Source organism: Amycolatopsis heterodermiae, from assembly GCF_034929455.1.
GTDB lineage: Bacteria > Actinomycetota > Actinomycetes > Mycobacteriales > Pseudonocardiaceae > Amycolatopsis > Amycolatopsis heterodermiae.
This window is the reverse complement of record NZ_JAYFSI010000015.1, coordinates 103309-115751: the sequence shown is the minus strand read 5'-3', so window position 1 is coordinate 115751 and position 12443 is coordinate 103309. Positions and strand designations below refer to the sequence as shown.

10 protein-coding genes are annotated in these 12443 nt (G+C 72.9%); 6 read left to right on the top strand and 4 right to left on the bottom strand.

Translation table 11 applies throughout. The annotated features are described in order from the left end of the window. Window positions 1-25: 25 nt before the first annotated feature. The gene (locus VA596_RS43040) at window positions 26-685 is read left to right on the top strand and encodes a peptidylprolyl isomerase (RefSeq protein WP_323335565.1); all 660 of its coding nucleotides are present in this window, start codon (window positions 26-28) and stop codon (window positions 683-685) included. Between the two features lie 59 nt (window positions 686-744). Here VA596_RS43040 and VA596_RS43035 read toward each other — a convergent pair whose 3' ends face one another. Next, window positions 745-2514, bottom strand: coding sequence for an MFS transporter (locus VA596_RS43035; protein WP_323335563.1), 1770 nt, complete (start codon window positions 2512-2514; stop codon window positions 745-747). A gap of 167 nt (window positions 2515-2681) precedes the next feature. Next, entirely contained in the window at window positions 2682-4142 is a 1461-nt protein-coding gene (gene pdxR, locus VA596_RS43030) for a MocR-like pyridoxine biosynthesis transcription factor PdxR (RefSeq protein WP_323335561.1), read from the bottom strand. A 28-nt stretch (window positions 4143-4170) separates the two neighbouring features. Between pdxR and VA596_RS43025 the strand changes: the two genes are divergently transcribed. Continuing rightward, entirely contained in the window at window positions 4171-4971 is an 801-nt protein-coding gene (locus VA596_RS43025; protein ID WP_323335560.1) for an L-histidine N(alpha)-methyltransferase, read from the top strand. After that, on the top strand, window positions 4968-5159 hold the full coding sequence (locus VA596_RS43020; RefSeq protein ID WP_323335558.1) for a hypothetical protein: 192 nt from the start codon (window positions 4968-4970) through the stop codon (window positions 5157-5159). The genes VA596_RS43025 and VA596_RS43020 overlap by 4 nt, the downstream gene beginning before the upstream one ends. On the opposite strand, the gene VA596_RS43015 is transcribed toward VA596_RS43020, so the two are convergent. Together VA596_RS43015 and VA596_RS43010 are read right to left on the bottom strand one after the other, a co-directional pair. After that, window positions 5129-8398, bottom strand: coding sequence for a tetratricopeptide repeat protein (locus VA596_RS43015; protein ID WP_323335556.1), 3270 nt, complete (start codon window positions 8396-8398; stop codon window positions 5129-5131). The two genes, VA596_RS43020 and VA596_RS43015, sit on opposite strands and share 31 nt — an antisense overlap. 244 nt (window positions 8399-8642) lie before the next feature. Continuing rightward, window positions 8643-9371 carry an alpha/beta fold hydrolase gene (locus VA596_RS43010; protein ID WP_323335555.1) on the bottom strand — a complete coding sequence of 243 codons (729 nt, stop codon included), beginning with the start codon at window positions 9369-9371 and terminating at the stop codon, window positions 8643-8645. Window positions 9372-9417: 46 nt separating this feature from the next. Between VA596_RS43010 and VA596_RS43005 the strand changes: the two genes are divergently transcribed. From VA596_RS43005 to VA596_RS42995, 3 genes are all read left to right on the top strand, one after another. Continuing rightward, the gene (locus VA596_RS43005; protein WP_323335554.1) at window positions 9418-10680 is read left to right on the top strand and encodes a cytochrome P450; all 1263 of its coding nucleotides are present in this window, start codon (window positions 9418-9420) and stop codon (window positions 10678-10680) included. After that, the gene (locus VA596_RS43000; RefSeq protein WP_323335552.1) at window positions 10680-11591 is read left to right on the top strand and encodes a LysR family transcriptional regulator; all 912 of its coding nucleotides are present in this window, start codon (window positions 10680-10682) and stop codon (window positions 11589-11591) included. Before VA596_RS43005 ends, VA596_RS43000 begins: the two co-directional genes overlap by 1 nt. A gap of 94 nt (window positions 11592-11685) precedes the next feature. Beyond that, on the top strand, window positions 11686-12432 hold the full coding sequence (locus VA596_RS42995) for an SDR family NAD(P)-dependent oxidoreductase (protein ID WP_323335550.1): 747 nt from the start codon (window positions 11686-11688) through the stop codon (window positions 12430-12432). The last annotated feature ends 11 nt before the right edge of the window (window positions 12433-12443 follow it).

Here is a 12443-nt window from a genome sequence, read left to right as displayed (position 1 = left end):
TGGTGACCCGCTAACCTCCCGGCCCATGAAGCTGCGCTGGGGTTTGGCTCTTGTCGGTGTCCTGGGTGCCCTGCTGGTGCCCGCCGTTCCGGCTTCGGCGTCTTCCGTCGTGGTGCCGTGCCAGTTCACGCCGACACCCGCGAATCCCGCCGCCCGGCCGGTGGTGCGCCCGCTGCCGTTCGCGCTGACACGCGGAACCGTCGACGTCACGTTCCGCTTCAACTACGGCCCGGTGACGGTGCGCCTCGACCGCGCGGGAGCGGCGCCGTGCGCGGTGCACAACATGGTTTCCCTGGTCCTGCAACGCTTCTACGACCACTCCCAGTGCTGGCGGCTGTCGAACTCGTCCCGGCTGGGCGTCCTGCAGTGCGGCGACATCTACGAAGTCGAAAAGGGCGGCCCGGGCTACAAGTTCCCGGACGAGGTGACCGGCGCGGAGACGTACCCACGCGGGACGATCGCCATGGGGAACCAGGGGCCCGGGACGAACGGGTCGGAGTTCTTCATCGTGCATTCGTTCGCGAACATCCCGGCGAACTACTCGGTGCTGGGCCGCGTGGTGAGCGGCATGTCGGCAATCGACCACATGGTCGCGGACGGCATCATCCCGACCGACCCGAACGGCCCGCTGGACGGGGCTCCGGCGCATCCGGTGAAGATCCAGCGCGCTTCGCTGGGCCGTTAGTTTCCTGACGACAGAAGCCGGGCACCGCAGGTCGCGGTACCCGGCTTCCGAAACGTCCGTCAGCGCTCGACGGCGGGTGACACCAGTTCGCTCGGGCCGCCGCTCGACTCGCCGGCCACCGCCGCCAGCTCCGAGCCCACCGACTCGTGGTCGCCTGGCTTCGGGGTCTTCGTCAGCAGCGATGCCACCGCGCCGATCAGGCAGACGACGATCGCGAAGCCGAACGCCACCGCCAGGCCCGACTGGAATGGGCCCGAGATCAGGTTGGGGAAGAAGCTGCGGCCCGTCAGGAACTGGGCCTGGTCCGGCGGCAGCGACGCCAGCTGACCGCCCAGCAGCTGCTGGATCGGGTTGTAGCCCAGGAACGCCGCGAACAGGACGGCCACCGCCGGCAGGTGTGCCACCTGCGTGGCCGCCGCTTCGGGGACGCCGTGGGAGATCAGGCCGTCGTGCATCGTCGACGGGAGGCTGCTCGAGAGGCCCGAGATGATCAGGCTGAAGAAGAAGCCGATCGACAGGACCATCGCCGCGTTCTGGAACGTCGTCATCATGCCCGCGCCCGAACCGCGGGAGTCGGCCGGCAGGCTGTTCATCACCTCGGCGCGGTTGGGCGAGGAGAACATGCCCATCCCGATGCCGTTGATCAGCAGGATCGCCGCGAACGCCCAGTAGTTGAAGTTCACCGGCAGGATGATCAGCAGCAGGAACGTCAGCGCCGTGATCGCCAGGCCGCTGGAGGCCAGCAGGCGGCTGCCGATCCGGTCGGCGAGGATGCCCGACGTCGGCGCGGCCAGCAGGAAGCCGACCGTCATCGGCAGCATGTAGATGCCCGCCCACAATGGCGTCTGCTCGAACGTGTAGCCGTGCTGCGGGAGCCAGATGCCCTGCAGCCAGATGATCAGGATGAACTGCAGCCCACCACGGCCGAGCGAGGCCGTCAGGTTCGCGATGTTGCCCCAGGTGAACGACCGGATCTTGAACAGCGACAGCCGGAACAGCGGGTTGTCGACCTTGGTCTCGATGACCACGAAGCCGATCAGCACCGCGACGCCGCCGATCAGGCACGAGAGCACCATCGGGCTGCCCCAGCCGGTCGCCGAGGAGCCGTAGGGCTGGATGCCGTAGGTGATGCCGACCAGCACCGAGATCAGGCCGACGGCGAAGGTGATGTTGCCCCACCAGTCCATCCGCGCGTGCTTGCGGACGCCGGTGTCGTGCAGCTTGAGGTACGCCCAGATCGTGCCGATGACGCCGAAGGGCACCGAGACCAGGAAGATCAGGTTCCAGTCGATCGGGGCCAGCACGCCGCCGACGACCAGGCCGAGGAACGAGCCCGCGATGGCCGCGACGCCGTTCATGCCAAGCGCGAGGCCGCGCTGGTTGGCCGGGAAGGCGTCGGTGAGGATCGCCGAGGAGTTCGCCATCAGGAAGGCGCCGCCGACGCCCTGCACGATCCGCCAGCCGATCAGCCACAGCGCGGCCGCGTCACCGTCGAACCAGGTGATGGCCAGCATGATGGAAGAAACGGTGAAGACGGCGAAGCCCAGGTTGTACATCCGGGCGCGGCCGTACATGTCGCCGAGCCGCCCGAAGCTCACCACCAGCACGGCGGTGACCACGAGGAAGCCCATGATCATCCACAGCAGGTAGCTGGTGTTGGCGGGTTCCAGGGGGTTGATCCCGATGCCCTTGAAGATGTCGGGCAGCGCGATGAGCACGATCGACGAGTTGATCGTGGCGATCAGCATGCCCAGCGTCGTGTTGGACAGCGCGATCCACTTGTACCGAGGCCCCAGTTCCTCGATCGAATACGTCCGGCTTTTCGCCACTGTGTGTAAACCTTCCGCTCGCAAGTCCCTTAGCTAGGCTAAGCAACTTGGTTGCGTATGGCAACCATTGCCCGGATCTGCTTGCGAGAGCATGATCACATCGGCATGAATATCCTTTGTGGACTCTTTAAGGTGTCGCCGCGAAGTGACTTCGCCGTAACTCGGCGCTAACGGAGAAGCCGCCCCAGCACGGCCACGCCCTCGGCGATCTCCCCCGCCGTGCGGGCCGCGTAACCCATCACCAAACCCGGACGTCCCGGGCGCTGACGGTGCCACGACAGCGGCTGGACCTTCACCCCCTCCGCCAGCGCGGCCGCCGCCAGCGCGACGTCGTCGACGGGCGCGCCGAACGTGATCGTCAGGTGCAGGCCCGCCGCCGCGCCGTGGACTCGTGCGGCCGGGAGTGACGTCGTCACCGCGCGGATCATCGCGTCGCGGCGGCGGCGGTGCCTGGCCCGCACCGAACGCAGCTGGCGCTCCAGCTCGCCCGTCTCCATCAGCCGGGCCAGCACCAGCTGGGCCAGCACCGCGTTGCCCAGGTCGGCGAACCGCTTGGCCGCGACGAGGTCCTCCCGGAACCGCGGCGGCGGCAGCAGCCAGCCGACCCGCAGGGCCGGGGCCAGCAGCTTCGAGACGCTGCCCGTGTAGCAGACCTCCGGCAGCATCGACCGGACCGCGGGCACCGGCGCGCGGTCGTAGCGGTGCTCGGCGTCGTAGTCGTCCTCGACGATCAGGCCGCCCTCGGCCGCCCAGCGCATCAGGTCGCGGCGGCGCTCGCCGCCCAGGACGACGCCCGTCGGGAACTGGTGGGCCGGGGTCAGCAGCACCGCCGGGGCGCCGCTCGCGCGCAGCTCGTCGACGCGCAGGCCGTCGTCGTCGACGGCGATCGGCGGGGTCGCCAGGCCGTTGTGGTGCAGGTGCTGGCGCGCGCCGAGCGAACCGGGGTCCTCGACGGCGATCTCGTCGACGCCCCGCTGCCGCAGCACCTCGCCGAGCAGCGTCAGGCCCTGCGCCACCCCCGACACCACGATGATCTCGCCCGGGTCCGCGCGGATACCGCGGCTGCGCGCCAGCCAGCGCGACACCGCGAGCCGCATCGCCGGCGCCCCGCGCGGGTCGCCGTAGCCGAAGTGGGACGGCTCCAGCTCGTCCAGCACCGCGCGCTCCGCCCGCAGCCACGCCGCGCGCGGGAACGCCGTCAGGTCCGGCACGCCCGGGGTGAGGTCGATGCGGGCCGGGCTCGCGCGGACCTCGTCGAAGACGTCGGCGCCCGGCAGCGCCGTGATCACCTTCGCGGGCACCGGCCGCTGCACCGGCGAAGGCGCGACGACCGGCGCGGCGACGACGACCGTGCCGGCCCGGCCGCGGCCCGCCGCGTGACCGTCGTCGATCAGCCGCTGGTAGGCCTCGGTGACCACACCCCGCGACACGCGCAGCTCGGCCGCCAGCACCCGGGACGCGGGAAGGCGCCCACCGACCGGGAGCCGGCCGTCGGCGACGGCGGCGCGCAGCTGCCCGGCGAGCCAGTCCGCGAGCCCGCCCGGCGGCGCGTCCCGGACGTCGAGCTGCAGGAAGTCCGACCCGGCGGTTATGGCCCCCTCCGGCGGGTCCGGTTTGGCCCTGTCCATCGGGCCATTGTCGCAGCACGCTGGCTTCATGGACACCAGTTACGTGCACGGATACGCCGAACCCGAGGCCCGCCGCCTCGGCGACCAGGCCGACACCCTGGCCGAGCTGCTGCACGCCGGCACGGCCTACCCCGCGGGCAGCCGCGTCCTCGAGGTCGGCTGCGGCGTCGGCGCCCAGACCGGCCACCTCCTCGCCCGCAGCCCGGGCGCGCACCTGACCGCGATCGACGTCTCGGCGGAATCCCTGGCTCAAGCCCGAACGAGAATCGGCGAGAGCGTCGACTGGCGCCAAGCCGATCTGTTCGACGTCGACGAGACCTTCGACCACGTCTTCGTCTGCTTCGTGCTCGAACACCTCCCCGAACCCGGGAAAGCGTTGGCACACCTCAAAACCCTGCTGCGGCCGGGCGGCACCATCACGGTGATCGAGGGCGACCACGGGTCGGCGTTCTTCCACCCCCGCAGCGCGTCCGCCCAGGCCGCCGTCGACTGCCTGATCCGGCTGCAGGCCGACGCCGGCGGCGACGCGCTCATCGGCCGCCGCCTCTACCCCCTGCTCACCGGCGCCGGTTTCGACGGCGTCCGGGTCGAGCCGCGGACCGTCTACGCCGACGCGTCCCGCCCCGACCTGGTCACCGGGTTCACCCGCGGCACGTTCATCGCGATGGTCGAAGGCGTCGAAGAAAACGCCGTCGCGCGCGGCCTCGTGACACAGCCCGAGTGGGACCGCGGCGTAGCCGATCTTTACCGCACCACAAGGGAATACGGGACGTTCCATTACGCGTTCTACAAGGCAACAGCACACCGCACTCCGGGAGGAGCGTCATGATCATCGCCGTTCTCGTCGCCGCAGGACTCCTCGCCTGGGCTCTGGACCACGCGTACCGCCGCCGCCCGTACCCGCGGAACCGGCTGGCCGGCAGCATGGACGTCTACGACCGCGACGCCCAGCGCCTCGAAGGCGACCTGGTCGCCGAAGAGCGCCACTACTCCGCGATGCGGGCCAGCCGCTCCTGAACCAGGATCGCCCCGGGAACGCGTTCCGCGGCGTAACACGCCGACGCGCGTTCCCAGTGTTCCCGCGCGGCATCCGGGTCACTCAGTCCACAGTGGACGTCGCCGAGCCCGCGGTGGGCGCGGCCCTGCTCCGGCAGGCACGCCGTTTCCTTCGCCGCGGCAAGGGCTTCACGGTGGTACGTCAACGCCTGGTCGTGCGCGCCACGCGCGAGCGCGACGAAGCCGAGACTGTTCAGCACGCGGGATTCCACGCCGCGGTCCCCGCATTCACGAGCGATGCCCAGCGCCTCTTCGAGGTGCTGGGCCGCTTCGTCGTGCCGGCCTTGCCCGAGCCGGACGTCACCCAGGTGCTTCAGCGCAACACTGCGGTTGGTCGGGCTTCCGTTCTCCTGCGCGAGTTCGAGTGCCCGCTCCAGGTGGGCCTCGGCTTCGGCATACCGGCCGCGCGCATGCTCGATGTCGCCGAGGATGCCCAGCGCGTACCCCTCGCTGACGCGGACGCCCATGGCGCGGATGTGCTCGAGCCCGGCCTCGAGCGAGCCGACGGCCTCGTCGTGGCGGCCCAGTGCCGCCAGCGAGTCGCCGATGTTCACCAGCGCGTAGCCCTCGCTCGTGCGGTCGGCGATTTCCCTGGCCAGGTCGAGAGCTTCGCCGAGATAGCCGATCGCGTCGCCGTAGCGGCCGATGCCGCGGCTGGTGCAGCCGAGCACCACCAGGACCAGGCCCTCGCTGGTGCGGTCGCCCGATTTCCGGGCCAGTGACAGGGCTTCGGCCGAGTACTCGATGGCTTCGGTGAACCGGCCCAGCGCGCGGCAGGCCAGGCCCAGGGTGTTGAGCACGTGGATCTCGGTGACCCGGTTGCCGGACTCGCGGACGATGACGAGCGCCTCTTCCAGGTACCGCACGGCTTCCCGCGACCGGCCGACCCGCCAGTGCCCCAGCGCGATCAGCGTCAGCGGGTCGGCTTCGCCCGCCCGGTCACCGGCGTCCTGGGCCAGCACGGACGCGTGCGTGTGCAGCACCAGCGATTCCTCGTGGTACCCGCCGACGTCGAGGTAGTGCCACAGGATCCCGGACAGCAGCCGCAGGTGCTCCGGCCGGCCGTGCCGGGTCGCGTGCGCGGCGACGGCCAGCAGGTTGCGGCGCTCGGCCTCCAGCCACGCCGGCGCGTCGAGCACCTTGACGTCCGGGTCCGGCACCTGCGGGCGCAGGTGGCGTTCCAGCGGCAGGACGGCGTCCATGGCCTGCGCAGCGGACCGGACGTAGAAGTCGAACAGCCGCTCCTGCGCGTCGTGGCTCTCGTCCGCGTCCCCGGCCGCCAGCTCGGCGGCGTAGACGCGCAGCAGGTCGTGCAGCTGGACGCGGTCGTGGCCGGACTCCTCGGCGAGGTGGGCCCGCACGAGCGTGCCGGTCAGCCGTTCGGCCTCCGGCAGCGGCAGCTGCGCGAGCGCGGCGATCGCGGCCGGGGTCAGGTCGCGGCCCGGGTGCAGGCCGCAGAGCCGGAACACGCGGGCGGCGTCGGCCGCCAAGTGCCGGTAGGACCACGAGAACACCGCGCGCACCGCCGTCAGCGGGTCGCCGCCGCCGTCGAGCAGGTCCAGCCGCCGCCGTTCGTCGGCCAGCTCGGCCTCCAGCGCCGCCAGCCGCTCCCCCGGGCGGCTCAGCGCCAGCTCCGCGACCAGCCGCAGCGCCAGCGGCAGCCGGGCCGAGTACCCGATCAGCGCCGAGGTCGCCGCCGGCTCGTCGTCGACGCGCCGGCCGACCAGGGTCCGCAGCAGGTCACGGGCCTCGATGTCGGTCAGCAGGTCGACCAGCACGCGGCGGGCGCCGTCGCGGGCGACCAGCCCCGGCAGCGCGTCCCGGCTGGTCACCAGCACCAGGCAGGACGGCGAGCCGGGCAGCAGCGGGCGGACCTGCCCGACCGACCCGGCGTTGTCCAGCAGCAGCACCATCCGGCGGCCGTCGAGCACGGTGCGGAGCTTCGCGGCCCGCTCGTCGGGCTCGGCGGGGATGTCCGCGCCGTCGACGCCGAGCGCGCGCAGGAACCCGGACAGCGCGTCCCCCGGCTCGATCGGCCGGACCGTGCCGTAGCCGCGCAGGTCGACGTACAGCTGGCCGTCGGGGAACTCCGCCCGCGCCCGCCGCGCCCAGTGCACGGCCAGCGCGGTCTTGCCGACGCCCGCCGTCCCGGACAGCACGGCGATGCGCGCGCCGGTGTCGGCCTCGCCCCGGTGCAGCAGCTCGTCCAGCTCGCCGAGCTGGGCCGTGCGGCCGCGGAACCCGTGGACGTCGGCGGGCAGCTGGGCGGGCACCGAGGCCGGCTGCTCCGGGACGCCGAAGTCCTGCGCCAGCACCTGGCGCTGGGCCTCGCGCAGCTCCGGGCCGGGTTCGATGCCCAGCTCGCCGTCCAGCCGCCGCCGGACCTCGTCGAAGACGCCCAGCGCGGCGGCCTGCCGCCCGGACGCGGCGAGCGCCAGCATCAGCCGCGCGTGCGCCGACTCGTTGAGCGGCTCCTCGGCGGTCAGCGCCCGCAGCTGCACGGCCGCGTCCTCGGGGTGGGCCGCGGCGGCCCCGGCGTAGGCCAGCACGGTCTGCGCCCGCCGCATCGCCAGCGCCAGCCGGACCGGGTGCTGCCGGAGCCGTCCGACGTCGGCGAGCGCCGGGCCGCGCCACAGCCCCAGCGCCTCGCGGTAGGCCTCTTCGGCCGCCTCCGGCTCCCGCTCGGCCCGCTCCACCAGCGCGTCGAACCGCAGCAGGTCGAGGTCGTCCTCGCCGACGGACAGCCGGTAACCGCCCTTGTCCGTGGTGATCGGGTCGGCCGGGCGCAGCGCGCGCCGCAGCCGCGCGACGTAGGTGTGGACCAGCTCGAGGCACGACGGCGGCGGCTCGTCCCAGATGACGTCGACGAGGTCCTCCCGCCGCACGGTCCGGTTCGGCTGCAGGGCCAGCAGCGCGAGCAGCAGGCGCTGCTTCTCGGCGCCGATCTCGACCGGACGGTCGCCGAACCGGACGTCCAGCGGCCCGAGCACGCCGATCCGGACCGGCTCCGGCGGGGCTTCGGCAAGCGCTTCCCGGAGCTTCCGCTCGGTCTCCGGCCGGGGGCGCCGGACGCTGCCGCGCTCGGCGTTGCGGATCGCGCGCAGGCTCAGCCCGGCGCGCTCGGCGAGCTCCGCCTGGGTCAGCCCGGCGCGCACCCGCTCGTCGCGCAGCCATCCGGCGAACGGCAGGCCATCGTCCACAAGCGTCCTTCCCCGCGTGCCCCCTCGCGCCGAACGTACCGCCCCAGCATCGTCAACGTGCCGCCCAGGCTGTACCACCGAACGGCGAAGATCTCTGTTTACGCAGGTGACAGGGGGTGACGGCCGGATGGTGCCGAGTACAGCCGTTCGTCCACCGGACCTTTCTAGGCTGTGCGGGTCCGGTGGTGACGAGGGGCTCGCGGTTCAGCCGTCGCATGGGGTACGACGGCTGCACCCGCGGGCATCAGACGCCGAGGCGCTCGAGCAGGGCGCGGATGGCCGACGGGTCCTCGACGTGGGCGTTGTGCCCGAGGCCGGCGAGCGTGACCGCGTCCGGGTCCAGCGCGCGCAGCTGCTCCGGGCGGCTCATCGGGTCGTGCTCGCCCGCCGCCAGCACGACCGGGCACCGCGCCGCGGCGAGCAGGGCAGTCATGTCCGGCACGCCCACACCGAACGCGGCCGGGTCCATCGCGAGACGCCAACCTCCCTCCGTCTCGCGGAGCCCGGCCGGGTCGGTGGGCGCGATCCCGAGCAGCCCCGAGACCTTCAGGTACGCCTGGTCGGCGTCCGCCTGCGTCTCGAAGACCCGGGGCGGCCGCGCCGCGAACGACGCCGCGCGTCCCAGCTCGTCCTGGCTCCACTCGACCTTCACGCCCAGCGCCAGCACCCCGGTGACCTCGACGTCGTACTTGCCGGAGGCGAGCTCGAGCGCGAGCACCCCGCCGAGCGAGTGGCCGGCGACGACCAGCGGCTTCCGGTCGGGCAACGCCCGCGCGACGGCCGTCGCAAGCGTCTCGAAGCTGTAGTACGGCAGCGGCGCCGACAGGCCGTGGCCGGGCAGGTCGGGCACCAGCACGCGCCGCGGGACGGCCTCGGTCAGGTGGGCCCACACGGCGCCGGTCGCGCCGAGCCCGTGCAGGAAGAGGATGGCCGGTTCGCCCTCGCCGCCGGTGCGCATGTTCAGCGTGTCCATCGCAGCAGCCTCCCCCACGCCGCGGCACGCGGCTAGGGTCGGCTTCGTGGGGATCACCGATCCGGACACCTACGTGCGGGGTGTCCCGTACGACGAGCTGGCGCGGCTGCGGCGCGAGACGCCGGTGGTGCGCGTCGGCGACTTCTGGGCCGTGCTGGCCCACGCCGACGTCCGCACGGTGCTGCGCGACCCGGCGCGGTTCTCCTCGCAGCTCGGCGGGACGCAGATCCGGGACCCGGCGACCGAGGCCGACCTCGCGTACGTGCGCCGGATGATGCTCAACATGGACCCGCCTGAGCACGGCCGGCTGCGCGGGCTGCTGACCAGGGCGTTCACCGCGCGGGCGATCGCGAAGCTGACCGAGCAGATCGAGACGTCGGCGCGGGAGCTCGTGGCCGGCGTCGCCGATCAGGGCGCATGCGACTTCGCGAAGGTCGCCGCCGACCTGCCGCTGCGGACGCTGGCCGCGGTGTTCGGCGTGCCGGAGCAGGACCGGCGGCTGATGTACGACTGGAGCAACCGCGTGATCGGCTACCAGGACGCCGAGTACGCGGTGAGCGCGACCGTGTCGCCGGACGAGGTGACCGGCCTGGCGCGGGCCGCGCTCGCCGTCCGCCCGTCGCCCGGCCCGGACGGCCGCATGCCGGACCCGCGCACGCGCGCCGGGATGCCCGACCTCTACGCGTACGCGAACGCCCTCGGCGAGTACAAGCGCGAGCACCCGGGTGACGACGTGATGAGCACCCTGATGCGCCACGTCGGCGACGACGGCGGCCGCGTCTCGCTCGCCGAGTTCGAGAACCTCTTCTGGCTGTTTTCCGTGGCGGGCAACGAAACCCTGCGCAACGGCCTGCCGGGCGGGATGCTGGCGCTCCTGTCGCACCCCGCGCAGTACCGGCGGCTTCTGGCCGACCGGTCGCTGCTGCCGTCCGCGGTGGAGGAGATGCTGCGGTGGTGGACGCCGGTGATGAACTTCCGCCGTACCGCGACTTCCGGCGTCTCTCTGTCCGGTGTGGACATTCAGGCCGGGGACAAGGTGGTGGTCTGGTTCTCGGCGGCCAACCGTGATCCTGCGGTGTTCGCCGACCCGGACACGTTCGACATCGCGCGGACCCCCAACGACCACCTGACCTTCGGCCACGGCCCGCACTTCTGCCTCGGCGCGCAGCTGGCCCGGGTGCAGCTGCGGGCGATGTTCACCGCGGTGCTCGACCTGCTGGGCGAGGTTTCCCTGGCGGGAGAACCGGTGCGGCTGCGGTCGACCTTCCAAAATGGACTGAAGTCGCTGCCGATCCGGTGGGCGCGCTGATGGAGCTGCGCGAGATGCGGGCGTTCGTCGCCGTCGCCGAGGCGGGCGCGCTGTCCAAGGCGGCGCGGCAGCTGCACGTCAGCCAGCCCGCGCTGTCCCAGACGATCACCGCGCTCGAGCGGCGGCTCGGCGTCCAGCTGCTGGTGCGGGCCAGCACCGGCGTGCAGGCCACCGAAGCCGGGATGACGTTGCTGACCGAGGCCCGCGCGGTGCTGGCGCGCCACGACCAGGCCCTGGCCGCCATGGCGCGGCACACCACGACCGGCGGCGGCGTGCTGCGGGTCGGCGTCCCGCTGGAGCTGCCGCCGGAGCTGGTGCCGGCCGCGCTCGCGCGGCTGGCCGAGGCCTGCCCGGACACCCGGGTGCAGGCCCGGCACCTGTCGTCGGTGGCGCAGGTCGCGGGGCTGCGGGCGGACGAGCTGGACGTCGGGCTGGTGCGCGAGCGCCCGGCCGGGCCGGACCTCGACGCGGCCCTCGTCGTCGAGGAGAACGTGGGTGTCCTGCTGGCTGCCGACGTCGCGGAGAAGCTCGCCGGGCCGGACGGGGTGCGCCTGGAGAAGCTGGCCGGGCTGGAGTGGTTCGCCTTCGCCCGCGCGGGCAGCCCGGCGTGGTACGACGAGCTGGCCGCGATCCTCCGCAGCCACGGTCTCGACGTCGGCGCGGACGTGCCGGAGGAGCAGCGGATGATCGTCGAGCTCAAGATCCCGGCGGTCAGCACCGGCGGCGCCTACGCCTTCGCCCCGCCGGCGTGGCCGTACCCGATGCCGGACACGGTCCGGTGGCTGCCGCTGACCGGCAACCCGATCGTGCGGCGGACGTGGGCGGTGTGGCCCGCGGCTTCGCACCGGCGTGACATCGCGGAGTTCGTCGCCGCGCTGGAAGACCATCAGCGCGGCGGATCGCGGGTATAAGCAGCGCCGAGCACGAATGCGGAAGTCCTGTCCGCGTCTGCTCCTTGAACCCGGTGACCGGGGAACACCCGGCAAGGGATCAGGAGAAGCAACCATGACTGCAGATCTGTCCGGATCGACGGCGTTGGTCACCGGCGGGACGAGCGGGATCGGCCGGGCGACGGCGATCGCGCTGGCCCGGCTGGGCGCCCACGTGGTGGTGTCCGGCCGGGACGCGGACCGCGGCGCGCAGGTCGTCTCGCGGATCCGGGAATCGGGCGGCAAGGCCGACTTCGTCGCGGCCGACCTGACCGGCGTCGCGGCGGCCCGTGAGCTGGCGGCGCGGGCGCGGGAGGTGGGCGGGCACGTCGACGTGCTGGTGAACAACGCCGGGATCTTCCCCACCGGGCCGACCGCCGACACGGCCGAGGCCGACTTCGACCGCGTCTACACGACGAACGTGAAGGTGCCGTTCTTCCTCGTGGCCGAGCTGGCCCCGGAGATGGCCGCCCGCGGCCACGGCGCGATCGTCAACGTGTCCACGATGGTCGCGGCGAGGGGCATGGCGGGCATGACGCTGTACGGCTCGTCGAAGGCCGCGGTGGAGCTGATGACCAAGGCATGGGCGGCGGAGTTCGGCCCGTCGGGCGTCCGCGTCAACGCGGTCAGCCCCGGCCCGACCCGCACCGAGGGAACAGCGGTCTTCGGCGACGGCCTGGACGAGCTCGCGGCCGCGGGCCCGGCCGGCCGAACGGCGGCCCCGGAGGAGATCGCGGCGGCGATCGCCTTCCTGGTGACGGCGGAGGCGAGCTTCGTCCAGGGCGCGGTACTCGCGGTGGACGGCGGGCGTTTGGCGGTGTGAGGCCGGCCGGG

Bases quoted from the DNA above. Each gene is read 5' to 3' on its own strand.
- VA596_RS43040 (WP_323335565.1), top strand. From the start codon at position 26: ATGAAGCTGCGCTGGGGTTTGGCTCTTGTCGGTGTCCTGGGTGCCCTG.
- pdxR (WP_323335561.1), bottom strand. From the start codon at position 4,142: ATGGACAGGGCCAAACCGGACCCGCCGGAGGGGGCCATAACCGCCGGG.
- VA596_RS43025 (WP_323335560.1), top strand. From the start codon at position 4,171: ATGGACACCAGTTACGTGCACGGATACGCCGAACCCGAGGCCCGCCGC.
- VA596_RS43020 (WP_323335558.1), top strand. From the start codon at position 4,968: ATGATCATCGCCGTTCTCGTCGCCGCAGGACTCCTCGCCTGGGCTCTG.
- VA596_RS43010 (WP_323335555.1), bottom strand. From the start codon at position 9,371: ATGGACACGCTGAACATGCGCACCGGCGGCGAGGGCGAACCGGCCATC.
- VA596_RS43000 (WP_323335552.1), top strand. From the start codon at position 10,680: ATGGAGCTGCGCGAGATGCGGGCGTTCGTCGCCGTCGCCGAGGCGGGC.
- VA596_RS42995 (WP_323335550.1), top strand. From the start codon at position 11,686: ATGACTGCAGATCTGTCCGGATCGACGGCGTTGGTCACCGGCGGGACG.